The 18,755-nt window shown below is 69.0% G+C and carries 16 protein-coding genes; 8 read left to right on the forward strand and 8 right to left on the reverse strand.

Going from position 1 to position 18,755, the window contains the following annotated elements; genetic code table 11:
• Positions 1–6: 6 nt before the first annotated feature.
• The 3 genes from D7Y11_RS24340 (at position 7) to D7Y11_RS24350 (ending at position 4,312) form a co-directional block, all read left to right on the forward strand.
• Positions 7–1,878 (forward strand): serine/threonine-protein kinase, encoded by a 1,872-nt coding sequence (locus D7Y11_RS24340; protein WP_126934913.1) that lies wholly within the window; start codon positions 7–9, stop codon positions 1,876–1,878.
• Positions 1,879–1,997: 119 nt separating this feature from the next.
• Positions 1,998–2,906 carry a DUF2381 family protein gene (locus D7Y11_RS24345; RefSeq protein WP_120579676.1) on the forward strand — a complete coding sequence of 303 codons (909 nt, stop codon included), beginning with the start codon at positions 1,998–2,000 and terminating at the stop codon, positions 2,904–2,906.
• A 632-nt stretch (positions 2,907–3,538) separates the two neighbouring features.
• A complete protein-coding gene (locus D7Y11_RS24350; protein WP_120579677.1) occupies positions 3,539–4,312 on the forward strand; it encodes a DNA methyltransferase in 774 nt (257 codons plus the stop codon).
• Here D7Y11_RS24350 and D7Y11_RS24355 read toward each other — a convergent pair.
• Positions 4,291–4,929, reverse strand: coding sequence for a hypothetical protein (locus D7Y11_RS24355; protein ID WP_121754401.1), 639 nt, complete (start codon positions 4,927–4,929; stop codon positions 4,291–4,293). The two genes, D7Y11_RS24350 and D7Y11_RS24355, sit on opposite strands and share 22 nt — an antisense overlap.
• Before the next feature lie 71 nt (positions 4,930–5,000).
• On the opposite strand from D7Y11_RS24355, the gene D7Y11_RS24360 reads away from it, so the two are divergent.
• From D7Y11_RS24360 to D7Y11_RS24370, 3 genes are all read left to right on the forward strand, one after another.
• Complete coding sequence (locus D7Y11_RS24360) at positions 5,001–6,278, forward strand: dicarboxylate/amino acid:cation symporter (protein ID WP_121754396.1); 1,278 nt, start codon at positions 5,001–5,003, stop codon at positions 6,276–6,278.
• A gap of 74 nt (positions 6,279–6,352) precedes the next feature.
• Positions 6,353–6,835, forward strand: coding sequence for a peptidylprolyl isomerase (locus tag D7Y11_RS24365; RefSeq protein WP_120580640.1), 483 nt, complete (start codon positions 6,353–6,355; stop codon positions 6,833–6,835).
• Positions 6,836–6,904: 69 nt separating this feature from the next.
• Positions 6,905–8,800: an OPT family oligopeptide transporter gene (locus tag D7Y11_RS24370; protein ID WP_120599073.1), complete on the forward strand. Its 1,896-nt coding sequence runs from the start codon at positions 6,905–6,907 to the stop codon at positions 8,798–8,800.
• Positions 8,801–8,809: 9 nt separating this feature from the next.
• On the opposite strand, the gene D7Y11_RS24375 is transcribed toward D7Y11_RS24370, so the two are convergent.
• The 3 genes from D7Y11_RS24375 to fusA form a co-directional block, all read right to left on the reverse strand.
• Positions 8,810–9,631, reverse strand: a complete 822-nt coding sequence (locus D7Y11_RS24375; RefSeq protein WP_233597427.1) for a flagellar motor protein MotB — start codon at positions 9,629–9,631, stop codon at positions 8,810–8,812.
• Positions 9,632–9,833: 202 nt separating this feature from the next.
• Entirely contained in the window at positions 9,834–11,771 is a 1,938-nt protein-coding gene (locus D7Y11_RS24380; RefSeq protein WP_120580643.1) for an ABC-F family ATP-binding cassette domain-containing protein, read from the reverse strand.
• A 104-nt stretch (positions 11,772–11,875) separates the two neighbouring features.
• On the reverse strand, positions 11,876–13,993 hold the full coding sequence (fusA, locus tag D7Y11_RS24385; protein ID WP_120563441.1) for an elongation factor G: 2,118 nt from the start codon (positions 13,991–13,993) through the stop codon (positions 11,876–11,878).
• A 157-nt stretch (positions 13,994–14,150) separates the two neighbouring features.
• Between fusA and D7Y11_RS24390 the strand changes: the two genes are divergently transcribed.
• Positions 14,151–14,513 carry a nuclear transport factor 2 family protein gene (locus tag D7Y11_RS24390; RefSeq protein ID WP_121754397.1) on the forward strand — a complete coding sequence of 121 codons (363 nt, stop codon included), beginning with the start codon at positions 14,151–14,153 and terminating at the stop codon, positions 14,511–14,513.
• A gap of 9 nt (positions 14,514–14,522) precedes the next feature.
• Complete coding sequence (locus D7Y11_RS24395) at positions 14,523–14,861, forward strand: hypothetical protein (RefSeq protein WP_121754398.1); 339 nt, start codon at positions 14,523–14,525, stop codon at positions 14,859–14,861.
• Between the two features lie 20 nt (positions 14,862–14,881).
• Here the strand turns inward: D7Y11_RS24395 and sthA are convergent, their stop codons facing one another.
• From sthA to D7Y11_RS24415, 4 genes are all read right to left on the reverse strand, one after another.
• The gene (gene sthA / locus D7Y11_RS24400) at positions 14,882–16,285 is read right to left on the reverse strand and encodes a Si-specific NAD(P)(+) transhydrogenase (RefSeq protein WP_126934914.1); all 1,404 of its coding nucleotides are present in this window, start codon (positions 16,283–16,285) and stop codon (positions 14,882–14,884) included.
• A 45-nt stretch (positions 16,286–16,330) separates the two neighbouring features.
• Positions 16,331–17,125: a pseudouridine synthase gene (locus tag D7Y11_RS24405; protein WP_126934915.1), complete on the reverse strand. Its 795-nt coding sequence runs from the start codon at positions 17,123–17,125 to the stop codon at positions 16,331–16,333.
• Positions 17,126–17,173: 48 nt separating this feature from the next.
• Positions 17,174–17,392 carry a hypothetical protein gene (locus D7Y11_RS24410; protein ID WP_233597560.1) on the reverse strand — a complete coding sequence of 73 codons (219 nt, stop codon included), beginning with the start codon at positions 17,390–17,392 and terminating at the stop codon, positions 17,174–17,176.
• Positions 17,393–17,494: 102 nt separating this feature from the next.
• Positions 17,495–18,226 (reverse strand): RNA methyltransferase, encoded by a 732-nt coding sequence (locus tag D7Y11_RS24415; RefSeq protein ID WP_120581713.1) that lies wholly within the window; start codon positions 18,224–18,226, stop codon positions 17,495–17,497.
• Between the last annotated feature and the right edge of the window lie 529 nt (positions 18,227–18,755).

An 18,755-nucleotide genomic window follows, 5' to 3' on the forward strand; every position in this document is an offset into this window, starting at 1 on the left:
AGCGCCATGACCACTCCGCTCCACCCGGACCAGCTTGAAGTCGGCCACCATGTCGGCCCCTGGCGAATCGTCGGGACGCTTGGCGCGGGAGGCTTCGGCCGGGTCTTCAAGGTGGAGCGGGGCGGGAACGTCTACGCACTGAAGCTCGCGTTGCGGCCGGCGAACCAGCACGCCAGCGATGAAGAGGACGTCAACGGACGGCTCTCGCGGGAGGTGGCGGCGCTGCTCGCGTGCGCGCCGCATCCCAACCTGCCGCGCGTGCACGCCGTGGATCGCTGGCCGGAGCCACCGGACGGCTACCTCTTCCACGTCACCGACTTCGTGGACGGCGAGACGTTCCACGAGTGGCGCTGGCGGGTGAAGCCCTCCGCCGCGCACCTGCTGACCGTCTACACGGAGGTCGTGCGGGTGGTGGCGGATCTCCACCGCAGGGGCGTGCATCACCGCGACCTCAAGTCGGACAACCTGCTCATCCGCCGCCTGGACGAGCGCCCCATCATCATCGACCTGGGCACGGCGCGCATCCCGGGGGCCTCCACGTTGACCGTGGGCGTGGCGCCCGCGTCGCCGCACCTGCTGCCGCCGGAGTGCGTGACCTTCCTGCGAGAAGGCTCCTGGAAGGCCGGTGCGAACTTCGACGCGGGCATCCCGGGGGACCTCTACGCGCTGGGCGCGCTGCTCTACGAGTCCCTGACGGACGGCTACGCCTTCGACCCGCGCCTGCCCTACGAACGGTTGCTGCCCGCCATCGAAACGGTGGTGCCGCGAGCACCGAAGGACATCAACCCCAAGGTCCCCTCCAGCCTGTCGGACATCGCGATGCGGCTGCTCTCCAAGCGCCCCGAGGATCGCTACTCGGGGACGGAAACGCTGCTGCAGGCGCTCTGGGACGCCGCGAAGGACAAGCGCCACGCGGACTGGAAGGTCTCGCTGGACGTCCCGGCGGATCCGGATGCGTCCGGGCTGGACCGGGGCGTCGTGTCGCTGTCGCAGTTCCCTGGGACTTCCACGGAGCTGGCAGCGCATGCCCGGGAGTCAGCGCCTTCGGAACCGTCCTCACCCGCGGAGGCCGTCGCGCCGAAGCGGCGCCGTCGTTCCGGCGCGGTGCTCGGCCTGGGAGCACTGCTGCTGGGCTTCTTGATCTTCGGGCTGGCGCGACTGACGCCGGACCGTCCTCCACCTGTCGTAGCGCCTGTGTCTGAGAAAGGAAGTTCGTCCGTGACACCAACCCCGAGTCTTCCCGATGCCGCTGTGCTCGCGGTGGCGTCTTCCCCGGATGCGGGCGTCTCCGCTGCGGTGGAGCCGACTCCGCCCGAGTTTTCCGAGGTTGCGACCAACCCAGTGAAGCCCCTGCGAGCGGACGGCGGTGTCATGCGGAAGATCGCTGGCGCGGCCGTGGCGGCCTGCGTGGGCATGTCGTGTGCGGGAGGGAGTGCCAACACCCGCAAGGCAGAAGGCGAACCGTGCCCGGCGGGAGCCAGGGAGGGGATGAAGAAGTTGGGGATCGGCATGCCCCCGACTGACAATATCTACTTCGAGGAGAGCGAGGGCGTGGCGATGCAAATGCGTGAAGGGCCCATTCAGGGCATCCAGCATGCGGTGCCGTACAGTCGCGGTGGGCTCCCGGCGGGATCGATCATGAAGGGCCGCTCGGTGTTCTGGCCAGGGCTCACGAGGCTCATCTTCACGGAGGTCATCCTACCTGACGGGAGGGCCTTCCCGATCTGCATGGAGGCTTTTGACCCGAGAACTTATCAACCGGGCTTTGCGACGAACCAGTTCGGCGACCGGAAGGACACTGCCACCGTCCGGTGGCTCCCGATCTCTACGCTCCCAATCCAGTCCGTCAAGAGGCTCCTCGTCCCTGAAGAGGAGTAGCCTCTTCGACGCAGTGATGCCTACTCACGGAGATGGGTCATCATCGCGCGGGGGGCATAAGAAACGCCTCGTGGTAGAAGGAAGCCTCTGCCGCCCCGGTTCGAGGAGCCCTTCCCACCGTGCCCTCCTGTCTGTTCGTCGCGCTTCCTCTGCTGCTCTGGTCGTCCCTTGTCCTGGCGGCTTCTCCCGTGGCGAAGGATGGGGTTGAGGGGACGCTCCGGATGGAAGTGGGAGCGGAGGACGCCGGGTCGCGTCCCATCCACATCGGGCCTGGGGTGAGCACGACGCTGCTCTTCGATACCGACATCCAACAGGACCAGGTGATCCTGGAGTCGCGAGCGCTGTTCGCGCGGGTGAGCACGGGAAATTCGGTTCTTGTCCTTGTTCCCTCCAATGACTTGCAGCAAGGGGGAACCTTGAAGCTGTCCATTCCCTTCAAGGATGCGAGCGCAGCGTTTCCCTCAAGGCTGTCATTGACCCTGGTGGTGGATTCTGGCGCCGTGGATAGGCAGGTGGAAGTCTACCGGCGTGCACGTTCCGCGGAGTCATACCGCCAGGAAGTGCAGCAACTGCGCGCGGAGCTCGAACGCTTGCGACGGGAGCGCGTTTCCCCGGCGGAGGGCGCGCGCGAAACGCCGGGATTTGGCGCGCTCCTGCCGATGTCGTCGGGGTTTCCTGGCGTGAAAATGCAGCAGTTTGGGAACCCCTTCATCTGCATGCGTTCGTGCTCATTGCTGATAGAGAAGATATCGACGTACACGTCGGGGCCGCGGTGGGCGGTGAAGTTGTTGCTGAAGGCGAGTGACAAGAAGCCGTGGACCATCGGGCGGGCAGTGCTGGTGGACCGGAAGGGCAAGGAGTGGCCTTCCTTGCCGCCGGTCCAATCCGGACCCATTACGGCTGAATCCTCGGCGATCGTGGCGCTGGAGTTCGACGTGAAGAACCCGGAACTGGGAAAATACCGACTGAACGTCGTGGACGTGGATGGCACGCGGACGGCGCAGTGGAGTGACATCGAGTTCCCGTGAGCCCTCTGGACGCCACGCATCGGGCGAGCACACGAGGTGCCCACCCGATGCGACAGGGTTCAATCAGCCACGGTGGTCCCGACTAAGAGCACCACCAGACGGAGCCGGTGCACTCGCAGGTTCCGGGGTCCCCTGCGGAATAGCAGCAGTCCGTGAGCTCTCCCTCCTGGGACGGAGAGCAGGCCCTCTTGTGCATGAGGGAGCAGCGAACCGCGTCGCAGGTCGGAGGCGGAGTCGACGGGCAGGCGTAGAAGACGCCATTGCAGGTCACTCCCTGGTAGTCAGCCGACGAGCAATTCGACGTCGCGGATGGGCAACTCACCGAGCCCGTGGAACACAGCGCGGTACACCCCGCGAGCTCTTGCGAGGACGCTTGCAGCTCCTCCTCGACGTCCGCTGACGAACCTCCGCAAGCCATTGCCAGACTGACGGCGCAGGCCAACATCCAATGCTTCACACGCATCATGGCGGTCCTCACGTTGGGTGAGCTGTGCGAGCGGAGGATGAGCGGGCCGTGTCTATCTTCTGAAATGTGAGCAGGCATTGCAATCGCCACACCCCTGGCACTCGCCGCGGGCAGGTGGAATACGCGGCGGCCATGCGCTGGAACGGGTAGGGTGCGGCTCCACACGATGACCTCCGACCTCACGCCCGAATCCCTGCGCTGCGTCCGCGCCGACGCGCGCGAGCCCGAGGGCTACCGGGCCGCCCTCGGCGACACCCGCGCCTCGCTGCTCCACACGGACCCGCCGTATTGCCTGCTCACCCGGCGCCGCAAGGGCGGGGACCTGCGCGACCCCCGCGCGAACAAGAAGATCGACCGCAACCCCATCGTCCGCTTCGAGTCCGTGCGCGACTACCGCGTCTTCTCCGAGGCCTGGCTCACGCGCGCCACCGCGCACCTCACCCCCGACGCGCCCCTCATCATCTGGACCAACCTGCTGGGCAAGGAGCCCATCCTCACCGCCGCGCATGGCCTGGGCTACACCCACCTGCGCGGCGAGTACGTCTGGGGCAAGCGCACCACCGACAAGAACGCCAACGAGCAGATGCTGCGCGTCTACGAGGTCGCCCTCGTCATCGCCCGCACGCCCGAGCCGCCGCTCGCCCTTGGGGACGCTCCCACCGTGTGGGCCGTCGTCGGCGGCTACGACGATGACGCCGAGGCCGCGCGGTGGGGCGGCCACCCGCACCACAAGCCCTTCTCCGTGCTGGAGCCCCTGGTCCGCACCTGGAGCCGCCCCGGGGACACCGTGTTGGATCCGTTCGCGGGCAGCGGCTCCATGCCCTCCGCGGCCCTGCGCCTGGGCCGCCGCCCCGCCTGCATGGAGGTCGAGCCCGAGTGGGCCGAGCGCGTCACCCACCGCCTGCGCGAAACCGCCCGTCAGCTGGCCAGCGCCCGGTAGAAGCGCGTCTCGCTCCACAGGGGCACGTCCGTGGGACGGTGGCCCCACCAGTTCATCACCAGCGTGCGCCGCTCGCGTGAAGGTCCCGGCAGCTTGCCGTCCGGGACCTGGTTGTCCGCGTCCAGCACCCCGTGCGTCAGCGTCCCGTCGAACACCACCAGCCGGTTGGGCCGCGGCGCCACCAGCGTCAAATCCTCCAGCCGGTCCGGCGCGAGCGACGGGTTGTCGTCACACGGCAACTCCCGCGTCACCGCCAGCGCGCCGCCCCGCACCCGGTTGAGGAACAACACCGACGAGCGCACCGGGTGCACCAGCTTCCCCGTGGCCAACGCCAGCCGCTCGTCCCGGTCCTGGTGGAAGTCCACCCGCACGTCCGTGGCCCGCATCCGGGACAGCCACCACTCCACGCCCGCGATCTTCCAGCCCTTCGTCACCCGGGGCCGCAGCGTGTGGATGACCTCCTCCACCACGTTCTCCGGAGGCCCGAAGGCGTACCAGAACGTCGTCTGGTACGTGTGACGCAGGCGCTCTGCCTTCAGGTCCCCCACACGGCGTGACAGCCGTTGGAAGAGGGGCGGGGGCAGTGCGGGCTCGGTGAGCTGGACGAGGGATTCCACGATGGGGCGGGAGCTTTCCCCTGAACGCGAGGTGGGCGCCACTCCCTTTCACCGGTAGGCTTCGCCCCCTCATGAAGCCCCATCAGAAGATGCTCCTCGGCATTTCCGCCGGCGCGGTGGCCGGGCTCGTCTGCAACGCCGTGTTCGGGAGCGCGGACTGGCTCATCTGGCTCGTCGAGCACGTCACCAACCCGCTGGGGCAGATCTTCATCCGCCTGCTCCTGATGCTCGTCGTCCCGCTCCTGTTCTCCGCGCTCGTCGTGGGCGTGGCGGAGCTGGACCTGAAGCAGGTGGGCCGCCTGGGGGCCCGCACGCTGGGCTACACCGTCGTCTTCTCCGTCATCTCCGTGCTCATCGGCCTGTTGCTCGTCAACACGCTGAGGCCCGGTGACGGCCTGAGCGACGAGGCCCGCGCCCTGGCCCGCACGGGCACGACCATCAAAGCCGCGCCGCCCCCCGGGGACACCTCCATGGGCGCGCTCTTCATGTCCATGGTGCCCACCAACCCGCTGAAGGCCGCGGCGGACGGGGACATGATTGGCCTCATCGTCTTCTCGCTCATCTTCGGCCTGGGCCTGGCGCTCACCCCGGGCGAGCCCGCGCAGCGGCTCAAGGACGTCATCCAGGGCCTCTATGACGTGATGATGAAGCTCATCGACGGGGTGCTCCAGCTGGCGCCCGTGGGCGTGGGCGCGCTCCTGTTCTCCATGACGGCGCGCCTGGGCTTCCACATCCTGGGTCAGCTGGCGTCGTACGTGGGCGTGGTGCTGCTGGCGTTGGGCATCCACATGTTCGTCGTGTACTCGCTGTCCGTGCGCTTCTTGGGCGGCCGCAACCCGGTGGAGTTCTTCCGCTCCTGCCGGCTGGCCATCGTCACCGCGTTCTCCACGTCCTCCTCCAGCGCCACGCTGCCCACCGCCCTCAAGGTGGCGGAGGAGAACCTGAAGCTGCCGCGCAACGTGTCGCGCTTCGTGCTGACCGCCGGCTCCGCGATGAACCAGAACGGCACCGCGCTCTTCGAGGGCGTCACCGTCCTCTTCCTCGCGCAGGTGTATGGCGTTCCGCTGGACCTCACGCAGCAGGCGACCATCATGTTCATCTGCGTGCTGGCGGGCATTGGCACCGCGGGCGTGCCGGCGGGCTCCATCCCCGTCATCGCCATGATTCTGGGCATGTTCCACATCCCCGTGGAGGGCCTGGGCCTCATCCTCGGCGTGGACCGCTTCCTGGACATGTGCCGCACCGTGCTCAACGTCACCGGAGACCTGGCGGCCGCAGTGTACGTGTCGCGCGGCGAGCCCTCCGACCGCCCGGTCGGCGAGGAGGCGGCGCAGTCCCCCACCGCCTGACGTGGCGTCACCCCGTTTCCACCTTTGACCGAAGTCCCCTCCGCCGTCTTTCGAATCCAAGGAGCTTCAGCCGCATGAAAGTCGCCAACGGTCGCGTCGTCGCCCTCGATTACCGCCTCCACATGGGAGACGGGCAGATCATCGACCAGAGCGCCCCGAACCAGCCGCTCGCCTATCTGCACGGGCACAAGCAGATCGTCCCCGGACTGGAGGGCGCGCTGGAAGGCCTGGGAGTGGGGGACAGCAAGCAGGTGGTGGTGACCCCGGAGCAGGGCTACGGCATCCACAAGCCGGAGGGCGTGCGCAACGTCGCTCGCACCATGCTGCCCAGCACCTACCTGCCCCAGGTGGGCGGCACGCTGATGGCCCAGACGGAGGACGGCGACGTCCCCCTGCGCATCATCGCCGTGAACCCGGACCACGTCGTGGTGGACTTGAACCACCCGCTCGCCGGCAAGACGCTCCACTTCGACGTCACCGTGCGCGAAGTGCGTGACGCGACGCAGGAAGAGCTGGCGCACGGCCATGTCCACGGGCCGGGCGGCGCGCACGGGTAGCGGCTTTTCCAACCGGAGGGCACGGAGCGTTTCGTGACCTCGGGGGGCGTGCACTATCTTGCGCCCCCCATGGTTCCTCCCGTCCCGAACCCCAGCCAGCTCCGCGTCCCCGCGCCCGACCCCGGCGCCGTCCCCGAACGGCCCGGCGCCTCCGCGGCCATGGATCCGGAGCTGTACTGGCGGGAGCACGTCTACCAGGGCGGCGCGCGGCAGCTCACCGTGCGCGCCGTCATCGCCGGGATGCTCATTGGCGCGGTGATGTGTCTGTCCAACCTCTACGTCATCCTCAAGACGGGCTGGAGCCTGGGCGTCACCATCACCGCGTGCATCCTGGCCTTCGCGGTGTTCGGCACGCTGCGCTCGCTGAAGCTGCTGCGCAACGAGTTCACCGACCTGGAGAACAACGCCATGGGCTCCGTGGCGTCCGCCGCGGGCTACATGACGGGCGGCGGCAACATGGCGGCGGTGCCCGCGCTGCTGATGCTCACCGGCACGCTGCCGTCGTCCGGCTGGCTGATGGTGTGGTTCGCCGTCATCTCCGCGCTGGGCGTCTTCGCCGCCATCCCCATCAAGCGCCAGCTCATCAACATCGAAGCGCTCCCGTTCCCCACGGGCACGGCCACCGCGGAGACCATCCGCGCGCTGCACGGCCACGGCGAGGTGGCCCGCCGCAAGTCGCGCCTGCTGGGCCTGGCGGGGCTGGTGGGCGCGCTGCTGGTGCTGGTGCGCGACGCGCGCTTCACCTGGCTGAAGAACCTGCCGGAGAAGGTGAGCCTGCCGTTCAGCATCCTCGGACGCGAGGCGGGCAAGTGGTCCCTGTCGTTCGACTTCAGCCTGCTGCTCATCGGCGCGGGCGCGCTGGTGAACTTCCGCACCGGCTGGTCCATGTTGCTGGGCGCCATCCTCAACTACGGCTTCCTCGCGCCGGCCATGGTCGCCCAGGGCGTCATCCCGGAGGTGACGTACAAGGCCATCAACAGCTGGTCGCTGTGGACGGGCTCCGCGGTGCTGGTGTCGTCCGGCCTGCTCTCGTTCGCGTTCCAGTGGAAGAGCGTGGTGCGCTCGTTCTCCGCGCTGGGCGGGCTGGTGGGGATGAAGCCCAAGGAGGGCGCTCGCGAGGATCCGCTGGCGGACATCGAGTGCCCCCCGGCGTGGTTCCCCCTGGGCTTCGGGCTCCTGGGCCCGGTGGCCGTCTTCCTCATGGCCTACCTGTTCCAGATTCCCTGGTGGGCCGGCGTGCTCGCGCTCCCCCTGGCGGTGGTGATGGGCGTCATCGCGTCGCGCGTGACGGGCGAGACGGACACCACGCCCACCAAGGCCCTGGGCCCCGTCACCCAGCTCATCTTCGGCGGCCTGGCGCCGGGCAACATCCCCGCCAACGTGATGAGCGCCAACGCCACGGGCGGCGTGGGGCTGCACTCGGCGGACCTGCTCACGGACCTGAAGTCCGGGTGGCTGTTGGGGGCTTCGCCGCGTCAGCAGTTCTTCGCGCAGCTGTTCGGCGTGGCCGCGGGCGCCATGGTGGTGGTGCCCATCTTCAAGCTGCTGGTGCCCACCGCGGACGTGCTGGGCACGGAGCAGTTCCCCGCGCCCGCGTCCATGGTGTGGGCTGGCGTGTCGAAGATGCTCGCCTCGGGCGTGTCCGCGCTGCACCCCACCGCGCGCGTGGGCGCCCTGTGCGGCGCGCTGCTGGGCATCACGCTGGTGCTGCTGGAGCGCTGGGCCCACCCGAAGGTGAAGGCCTTCCTCCCCAGCGCGTCCGGCCTGGGGCTGGCCATCGTCATCCCCGGCTCCAGCTCCATCAGCCTCTTCGTGGGCGCGGCGCTGGCGGCGTTCCTCCGGCGCACGAAGCCGAAGCTCGCGGAGGACGCGGTGCTGCCCGTCAGCTCCGGCTTCATCGCGGGCGAAAGCCTGTTGGGCATCGCCATCGCGATGGTGAAGGCCTTCGGCTTCATGCCGAAGTAGGGGGCCTGCTCAGTCCACCTTGCTGGTGGCCCAGGACACGCCCGCGACGAAGCGGAAGGTGGGCGTGTCGAACCCCGCGCCCACGCCCGGGCCGCCCATCACATACAGGTCCAGGCTGGACAGGGCATGGCGGCGGATGGCGATGAGCAGCTCCGCCCCCACCCGGCCTCCGTTCAGCGGGATGCCCGTGAGCACGCTCACCTCGCCGCGCGTCAGCTCGCCGTGGAGCGACGTCACCGTGGCGCCCAATCGCAGCTCATTGCCAGCGATGTCTTTCGGGTCGTAGGACACGGGACCCAGGTCCTGGCGCTTGCGCAGGAAGATGCCGGCCTCGCCGCCCACCTGGAAGCCCTCGCCCACGTAGCCCAACTGCAGACGCGGCTGCCACGCGTAGTCCTCGTGCGCCTGCGCCGCGCGGCTGCCCACCGGCAGTCCCGCGGTGAACCCCACCGAGAGGTTGATGGGGGCGCCCTTCGTCTGGCGGAGCACCGCGGCCCGGGCCGTCAGCCACGGCGTGGCGATGCCCCCGGAGTTCGGCCCGTAGTACTCCAACGTGGGCTTTCCCCCCTGCGTCAGGACGAGGGGCAGCTCACCGCCCACCTCCAGCCACGACAGCACGCCGAAGCCCACCGTCAGGTGGGCGGTCATCTTGTTCTCCACCAGGCCCGTGCCCTCGCCGGGCTCCCAGCGCGTCTGGAAGTGCAGGGGCAGCTGCTCGTAGTGGTAGTTCAACGCCACACGCAGTTGCCCTGCCTCCAGCGTCCGTCCCGTCCCCACCACCAGCGAGCCCAGGGCCGCCGGGTCCAGGCGCAACCGTTGCAGGTCAAACATGGGCAGCGGACTCTTGGGACCGCTTTCCAGGGCGTGGGCGGAAAAGGGGACGGACAGAAGGGCAGCGGCGAGGACCGAGGCCGGACGGAACACGTGACGACTCCCGAGGCGGAGGGACGCGGACTCTAGCCAGAGTCCCCTCGCCCGAAAATCATGCACGGGTGCCATCAATTGATGTTTGCCCCGCTCAAATATCGCCGCGTCAGGCAGTTCCAGCCGCCAGGTCCTGCAATTCCTGCCAACGCGTATAGAGCCGATCCACCTCGGCGGTGGTGGCTTCCAGGGCCTGATTCACTTCCGCCACCTTGGAGCCCTGGCTGTAGACGGCGGGGTCGGCCAGCTTCGCCTCCAGCTCCGCCTTGCGCTTCTCCGCGGCCTCGATGGTGGCCTCCATGCCGTCCAGCTCGCGCTGATCCTTGTAGGAGAGCTTCCCGAGCTTCTTCTGGGCGGGCTTCTGGGCGGGCTCCTCGCGGGGTTCGTCCTTCTTCGGCTCGTCCTTCTTCAGCGCGGCGGCCTTGAGCGCGGCGGCCCGCGACTGCTCGCGCAGCCGCTTGTACATGTCGTAGTTGCCCTCGTAGCGGGTGACCTTGCCCTCGCCGTCGAAGGAGAGGATGGCGGTGGCCACCTTGTCGAGGAAGTACCGGTCGTGCGTCACCAGCAGGGTGCTGCCGGCGAAGTCCAGGAGCAGGCGCTCCAGGATGTTGAGGGTGACGATGTCCAGGTCGTTGGTGGGCTCGTCCAGCACCAGCACGTTGGCGCCTTCCAGGAACAGCCGCGCCAGCAGCAGGCGGTTGCGCTCGCCGCCGGACAGCGCGCCCACCTTCATGCGCTGCATGGGCACCGGGAAGAGCAGGTCCTCCAGGTAGTCGCGCAGGGCCACCTTCCGGTCCGCCAGCTCCACGTGGTCCTCGCCGTTGGAGGCCGCGTCGTACACCGTCTGCTCCGGATCCAACTGGGCGCGCTGCTGATCGTAGTAGGCGACCTTGGTGTTCTTCCCGATGACGAGCTTGCCGCTGTCCGCGGGAATCTCCCCCAGCATCACGCGCAGGAAGGTCGTCTTGCCCACGCCGTTGGGCCCCAGGAAGCCCACGCGCTCGCCGCGCTGGAGGCGGAAGTCCACGCCGTCCAGCACCTTGCGCTCGCCGAAGGACTTCTTCAGCCCTTCCGCCTCGATGACGGTGTGGCCCAGCCGCGGCGCCGCCACCACCTTCAAGTCCGCCACCTTGGGGCGCTGGAAGCCCTTCTCCGCCAGCAGCTTCTGCGCCCGTTCGATGCGGGCCTTGCTCTTGGTGCGCCGCGCCTCCGGGCCCTTGCGCAGCCACGCCACCTCCTGGGCAATCCAGCGTCCGCGCTTGTGCTCCGCCGTCTCCGCGTTCTCCTGGGCCACGAGCTTCTGCTCCACGTAGGCCGCGTAGTTGCCGGGGTAGGAGATGAGGCCGCCGCCGGGCTGGATTTCGACGATGCGGTCCACCAGGTCGTCCAGGAAGTAGCGGTCGTGCGTGACGAGCAGCAGCGCCCCGGGCAGCTTGTCCAGCTCGTCCTCCAGCCAGTCCACGGTGTCCGCGTCCAGGTGGTTGGTGGGCTCGTCCAAGAGCAGCAGGTCCGGGCGCGTGAGCAGCGCCCGGGCAATGGCCACGCGCTTCTTCAGGCCTCCGGACAGCTGCGCCACGGGCCGGTCCCAGTCCTTCACGCCCAGGCGGTCCAGCAGCGTCTTCGCGTGGTGCTCCGTGTCCCAGCCGCCCGCCTGTTCAATCCGGTCGCTCAGCGCGGACAGCTGCTCCAGCATCTTCTGGGTGGCGTGCGCGGGGTCCGTCTCCAGCTTCCGGGACAGCTCCGCGTGCGCGTCCAGCGCCTCCTTCAGCGGCGCCTGGGACACGGCCAGCTCGCTCTGCACGGTGGCGCCTTCGGGGAACTCCGGCTCCTGGGGCAGGTAGGTGACGCGTGCGCCCCGGCGCAGCTGCAGCTCGCCCAGGTCCGGCTTCGCCGCGCCGGCCAATATCTTCATCAGGGACGACTTGCCGGAGCCGTTGACGCCCACGAGGCCCACGCGCTCGCCCTCCTCGATGGTGAAGGTGAGGCCCTCGAAGACGGTGCGGCTGCCGAAGGCGAGCTGGACGTTGGCGGCGCGAAGCAGCGTCACGGAAAGGAACCTTTCGAAAAGGGGGACGGTAGAAAGCGAAAGGGCGCCCCCCACTTGAAGCGGGGAGCGCCCTTCCTACAGCCAGTGCGGCGTGGGCACCCGGACTACTTGCGGGCAGCCTGCTCCGCGGCCTGCTTCTCCTTGTACTGCGCCATCAGGGCCTCCGCCTCGTTGCGGGGGACCGGCGAGTACCGGGCGAACTCCATCGTGAACTCGCCCTTGCCCTGGGTCGCGGAGCGCAGGTCGGTGGAGTAGCCGAACATCGTGTTCAGCGGCACTTCCGCCACGGCCGTGACGTAGCCCTCGGCGGTGCCCGTCTCCAGGATGGTGCCGCGGCGCTGGTTCAGCTGGCCGACGACGGAACCCTGGAAGTCTTCCGGAGCCGTGACTTCGACCTTCATGATCGGCTCGAGGATGATCGGCTTGGCGGCGGCGTAGCCCTCGCGGAAGCCCATGATGGCGGCCGTCTTGAACGCCATTTCGGACGAGTCCACCGCGTGGAACGCGCCGTCGTTGATGACCACGCGCAGGCCCACCACGGGGAAGCCGATGAGGCTGCCCTTCTTCACGGCCTCGGTGAAGCCCTTGTCGCACGCGGGGATGAACTCGCGCGGGATGGAGCCACCGACGATGTCGTCCACGAACTCGTACTGCTGCACGGCGTCCGAGGGCAGGGGCTCCACGTAGCCGCACACGCGCGCGAACTGACCGGAACCACCGGTCTGCTTCTTGTGCGTGTACGCGAACTCGCCCTTCTGGGAGATGGTCTCGCGGTACGCCACCTGGGGCTTGCCGGCGACCACTTCGCAGTCGTACTCGCGCTTCATGCGCTCGATGTAGATCTCCAGGTGCAGCTCGCCCATGCCGCTGATGATGGTCTGCGCGGACTCTTCGTCACGGTGCACGCGGAAGGTGGGGTCTTCCTTGTGGAAGCGGTTGAGCGCCTTGGAGAAGTTGGTCAGCTTGTCGCGGTTCTTCGGCGTCACCGCCAGGGAGATCACCGCGTCCGGCACGAACATGGACGTCATCGTGTAGTTCACGGTGCCGTCGGTGAACGTGTCGCCGGAGGCGCACTCGATGCCGAACAGCGCGACGATGTCGCCGGCCGTGGCCTCGCTCACGTCGTGCATTTCCGACGCGTGCATGCGGACGATGCGGGGAACCTTGACCTTCTTCTGGTTCACCTGGTTGAAGATGAAGTCACCCTTGCTCACCTTGCCCTGGTAGATGCGCATGTAGGTGAGCTGGCCGTAGCGGCCGTCTTCCAGCTTGAACGCCAGGCCGACGAAGGGCTTGTTTGCGTCCGACTCCAGGATGACCTTGGCCTCGTTGTTCTTCTGGTCGAGGGCCTCGTTGGTCGCTTCCTTGGGGTTGGGCAGGTAGCTGCACACCGCGTTCAGGAGCAGCTGCACGCCCTTGTTCTTGTACGCGGAGCCGCACATCACCGGCGTCATCTTCAGCGCGATGGTGGCCCGGCGCACGGCGGCGCGGAGCTGCTCCTCGTTGATGGCGCCCGGGTCCATGAGGAACGCCTCGCCCAGCTCGTCGTCGACGTTGGCGATGCCCTCGATCATCTCGTCGCGGCGCAGCTTCGCCTCGTCGAGCATGTCCGCGGGGATGGCCTCCTCGCGCACGTTCTCGCCGTTCTCACCATCGAAGTAGAACGCCTTCATGGAGAGCAGGTCGATGAGGCCCTGGAAGCGGTCCTCCGCGCCGATGGGGTACTGGAGCTTCACCGCGTGGTGGCCCAGCTTCTCCTTCAGCTGCGCGGCGACGCGGTCATAGTTCGCGCCCGAGCGGTCCATCTTGTTGATGAACGCGATGCGCGGAACCTTGTAGCGCTTCATCTGGCGGTCCACCGTGATGGACTGCGACTGCACGCCCGACACGGAGCAGAGCACCAGGATGGCACCGTCGAGGACGCGGAGCGCGCGCTCCACCTCGATGGTGAAGTCCACGTGTCCCGGGGTGTCGATCAGGTTGATGTTGTATTCGCCCCACATCGCGTACGTGGCGGCGGACTGGATGGTGATGCCCTTCTCACGCTCCAGGTCCATCGAGTCCATGATCGCGCCCACGCCGTCCTTGCCGCGGACCTCGTGGATCTCGTGGATCTTGCCCGTGTAGAACAGGATGCGCTCGGAGAGCGTCGTCTTGCCCGAGTCGATGTGGGCAGAGATACCGATGTTACGAATCTTCTCGATGGGTACGTTGGAGGCCACGATCCGGTCCTTCTTCTATTGAAAAAATTGCCTGAGGGAACAGAGCAGGCGGGGCCCTTACTTCCCACAGGACCCAGTTACCAGACAAATCCGCATGACGCGGGGCGTACATCCGCCTACTTTCCGCCGTCCCCGTTCCGACTGAGGTCTCATAACAATGAGCGCGAGCGAAAACTTCTCACTGGCCAGGGCCTGGCTCAAGGCCTTCAACGCCCACGACGTCACCGCCCTGGTGGCGCTGTACGCGGAGGATGCAACACACACCTCGCCCAAGATTCGCGTCCTGCATCCGGAGACGGGCGGGCGCCTGGTGGGCCGGCCGGCCCTGGAGCAGTGGTGGAGGGACGCCATCGCCCGGCTGCCGGGCCTGCGCTACGAGGAGACGGCCCTCACGGCGGACGGGGACCGGGTGTTCATGGAGTACCTGCGCCACGCGCCCAACGAGGCCCCCCTGCCGGTGGCGGAGGTGCTGGACGTGAAGGGCGGGCGCATCGTCGCGTCGCGCGTCTACCACGGCTAAGGTGCCCCCATGGCGACCCCCAATTTCGAACGGGACTTCGGATACCTGTTGCCCTTCATGGACAAGGTGGCGGCGGCCGCCTCGGACCTGCCGGACGCCTCCGCCCGCGAGGAGCTGGTGCGGCTGGTGGCGGAGGAGAAGGTGCGCTGGGAGCGCATCCGGGAACTGCTCCAGGGCGCCCAGGGGCAGAGCGGCGCGTCCAAGGGGCCCGCCCCCAAGGCCTCTGCCTCGAAGGCCTCATCGCCCGCCGCCGCGCCCCCGCTGGCCCGGGTGTCCGCGGACGGCGTGAACCGGGTAGCCCAGCGCGAGGCGGGCTTCACGGTGGGAAGCCTCAAGGACTCGCGCTAGGCGCGGGCCGCCGAGGCGGATCAGGTGCTGCTCACCCGCACCTGGTCCAACGCGTCGTAGGTGGCGGCCTTGTAGGCCTCCGACAGCGTCGGGTAGTTGAAGCAGGTCTCCACGAAGAGCTGCGCGGTGGAGCCGGTGAGCAGCGCGGTGAGCCCCACGTGCACCAGCTCCGAGGCCTGCTCGCCCAGCACGTGCACGCCCAGGAGCTTCAGGTCGTCGCGGTGGAAGAGCAGCTTCAAGAGGCCCTGCCGCTCCCCGATGATCTGCCCGCGAGGGTTGGTTTCGAAGGTGGCGCGGCCGACCACGTAGGGGACGCTGCGCGCGCGCAGGGACTCCTCCGTGTCGCCGGCCATGGACACCTCCGGGATGGTGTAGATGCCGTAGGGCAGGATGGGCGTGAGCGTGCGCTTGCCCGGGCCGAACGCGTGCTCCACCGCGATGCGCGCCTGCTCCATGGACGTGGAGGCCAGCGCGGGGAAGCCGATGACGTCCCCCACCGCGTAGATGTGCGGCACGGCCGTCTGGTACGCGAGCCCCACTTCAATCTGGCCGCGCTTGCCCTGCTTCACGCCCAGCGCCTCGATGCCCAGGCCCGCGGTGTTCGAGGTGCGGCCGGAGGCGACCAGTACCTGATCCGCCTCCAGCACCTCGCCGGTGGACAGCTTCAGGCGGATGGGCTCCTCGTGGGACTCCGGGACGTGCGCGGACTCCACCGTCTGGCCCAGGCGCAGCCGCACGCCCAGCGTCTCCATGCAGTCGCGCAGCACCTGCCCCACTTCGGCGTCCAGGAAGGACAGGAGCTCGTTCTTCACCTCCACCAGCGTCACCGGGATGCCCAGCGCGGCGAACATGCACGCGTACTCGCAGCCGATGACGCCGCCGCCCACCACCACCAGCGTGCGGGGCAGGGTGGTGATGTCGAGGATTTCATCCGAGTCGTGCACGCGCGGGTCGCCGAAGGGGTACAGCGGCGGGCGGTACGGGCTGGATCCGGTGGCGATGAGGACGGTGCCGGCGGTGAGCCGGGCGACCTCCGCGCCGTCGTGCTTCACCGCGACGGTGTGCGCGTCCGCGAAGGAGCCGGCGCCCTGGAACAGCGTCACGCCGTGGCGCTGGAGGTTCTTGTGGATGCGCTCGCGCTCCATCTGCTTCACGCGGCGCTCGCGGAAGAGGAAGTCGGAGACGGTGGCCTCGTGGCGCAGCGTCGCGTCCACGCTGTAGAGGCCACGCGCCTTGAAGCCGGACAGGTGCAGCGCCGTCTCGCGCAGCGTCTTGGAGGGGAGGGTGCCGGTGTTGGCCGCGGTGCCGCCGAGCACCGCCTCCCGCTCCACCACCGCCACCCGCTTCCCCGCGAGAGAGGCCTGTACCGCGCCCCATTCACCCGCGGGGCCTGATCCGATGACCACCAGGTCGAAGTCCGCCATGGGCCGCACCCTAACCCCACCCCGGGGGGCCAGGGCACCGGGAAGTCAGTCCCGGCCAGAGTAATTCAGCTTCTCGCGGACCTCCTCGTCAGTGAGGAGGCGGAAGCCGCCCTCGGGGATATCGTCCAGGGTGATGTCGCCCACGGCCTCCCGGTGAAGCGCGCGGGCAGGCAGCCCCACGGCGCCCAGCATGCGCTTCACCTGGTGGTGGCGGCCTTCGGTGAGAATCACCTCCACCGTGTGCTCGTCGCGCACGCGCACCACGGCGGGGCGAGCGGGGCCGTCATCCAGCATCATCCCCTGGCGCAGCGGCTCCACCTTCGCGTCGTCCGCGGTGCTGAACACCGTGGCCACGTAGCGCTTGGGCAGGTTCGTCTCCGGGGACGTGGCGTGGGCCACCAGCTTGTCGTCGTTGGTGAAGAGCAGCAGGCCCGTGGTGTCCACGTCCAGCCGGCCCACGGCGTGCCAGGTGAAGCGGTTCAGCTCCAGGGGCAGTTGGGGCAGGAGCAGCTCGAACACCGTGCCCGTGCGGTGCTGACGCGCGGTGGAGGTCAGCACCCCCGCGGGCTTGTGGAAGGCCAGCACGTGCGTGGGCGCTCCCTTGCGCACCGGGTGCCCGTCCACCTTGATGACGGCGTCGGGCGGCACGGGCGTCAGCGGCGTGGTCGCCACGCGGCCGTTGACGGTGACACGGCCCGCCTTGATGGCGGCGTCGGCCTCGTCCTGGGGCATGGCGCCCGCGCGGGCGAGTGCGCGGGAGAGCCAGTCCGGCTTCTCCTTGCCCTCCCAGCGGTTGGGGCGGGGCGGGGACTTGGGGGGCCGTTCGGGCTTGCGAGGCATGGGCGCGGCACTGTAGCCGCGCTTGAGGCGGCGGCGTGTCCTTCAGTTTTAGTGGCGGACCGGTTCGTCGGGGTCGTCGCCCTCGGCGGAGCCCGGCGTGGGGCCCGGCTCGTCGCCGTCCGCCATGCGGTGGGACTCCTCCTCCAGCCCGCCGTCCTCCGCCGTCCCGGGCGTGCGGCCGGGTTCCTCGAAGACCTCTTCGTGGGCTGGCGCCTGACGGCCAGGGCCGGGCTCGGTGCCTCCCACGATCATCGGCTCGTAGGGCATGTGGTTCACGCGGTGCTCCTTTCCGTGAGGCTTCGGTCGTTCCTGGAAAGGTAGCGATGCGCGGGCATCCCGCCGCGCGGGGTGGGGTGTCCCCCTGCCTGCTCAGGGGTCGTCCCTGCCCGGGAAATGCTTGCGCACGGTATGCAGCGCGGCCAGCCAGAGCCGGGCCTCGTTGCGCGTGAGGCGGGAGCGGCGCAGGGGCGCGACCAGGTCCCGCACCGCCGTGCGCCCGGGCTTTTCGTCCACGAGGAAGCCGCCCGCGCCCAGGAGCGTCTCCAGCGTCGCCTCCACCCGGGCCAGCTCCGCGTCCGTGGCGGCCAGGGGCAGGGGACCCGGCGGCGGCGCGGTGTCCGCCAGGTGCGCCATGCGGACCTCGTAGGCGTAGAGCAGCACCGCCTGCGCCAGGTTGATGGAGGGCTGCTCCGGCGCGGTGGGCACCGCGGACAGGTCGTGGCAGCGCTCCACCTCTGCGTTGGTGAGGCCGCTTCTCTCATCCCCGAAGACGAGCGCCACCGGCCCCTGCTTCGCCCTCGCCACCAACTCCTCACCCACGGCCCGGGGCGACAGGCGGCGCTTGCCCTCCACCTTGCGGGAGCTGGTGCCCACCACCCAGACGCAGTCGGACACCGCCGCGTCCAGCGTGTCCGGCCGCTTCACCCCACCCAGCACGTCCTCCGCATGCACCGCGAGCCGATGGGCGGGTCCCAGGTCCTCCACCTCCGGCGTCACCCAGGCCCAGTCGGACAGGCCGCAGTTCTTCAGGGCGCGGGCGGCGGCACCCAGGTTCTCCGCGTTGCGCGGGCGCATGAGGACGAATCGGACGGGCAGCACCATGGCCGCGCACCCTACCGCCCCCATGCGCCATGCAGGGACCCCAGTTGACCGCCGGGCTTGTCCCGGCGGGCAGAGGCATCATTGAGCGCCGGGCTTGTCCCGGCGGGCAGAGGCATCATTGAGCGCCGGGCTTGTCCCGGCGGGCAGAGGCCTCATTGAGCGCCGGGCTTGTCCCGGCGGGCAGGGACCCCAGTTGACCGCCGAGGTGTCTCACCGCCAGTCTGCACCGCGAAATCCCGCGTCCCGTGCGTCCGGAGGCCACCCGCGAGTGTGGCTGCCTGGACACCCTGTGGGCCCGCGGACGCGCATGGGGGAGCGCCGGCACGTGGTCGCCGGGCCGCACTTCCCGTGTGCCTCCGAGAGCCCCACGCGCGGCACGCGGCATGAAATCGGTTCCGCCGCCACCTCCTGGAGGAAACATGTCCCCGCAGTCCGCTGTCCCGCCGAAGGCCGCGCGCGCTCCCCGTGCCCGCTGGCTCTTGCCGGCGTTGCTCGTGGGTGCGCTCGCCGCCGGCTGCAAGCAAGAGCC

This window comes from Corallococcus sp. AB018, from assembly GCF_003986945.1.
Taxonomy (GTDB): Bacteria; Myxococcota; Myxococcia; order Myxococcales; family Myxococcaceae; genus Corallococcus; species Corallococcus exiguus.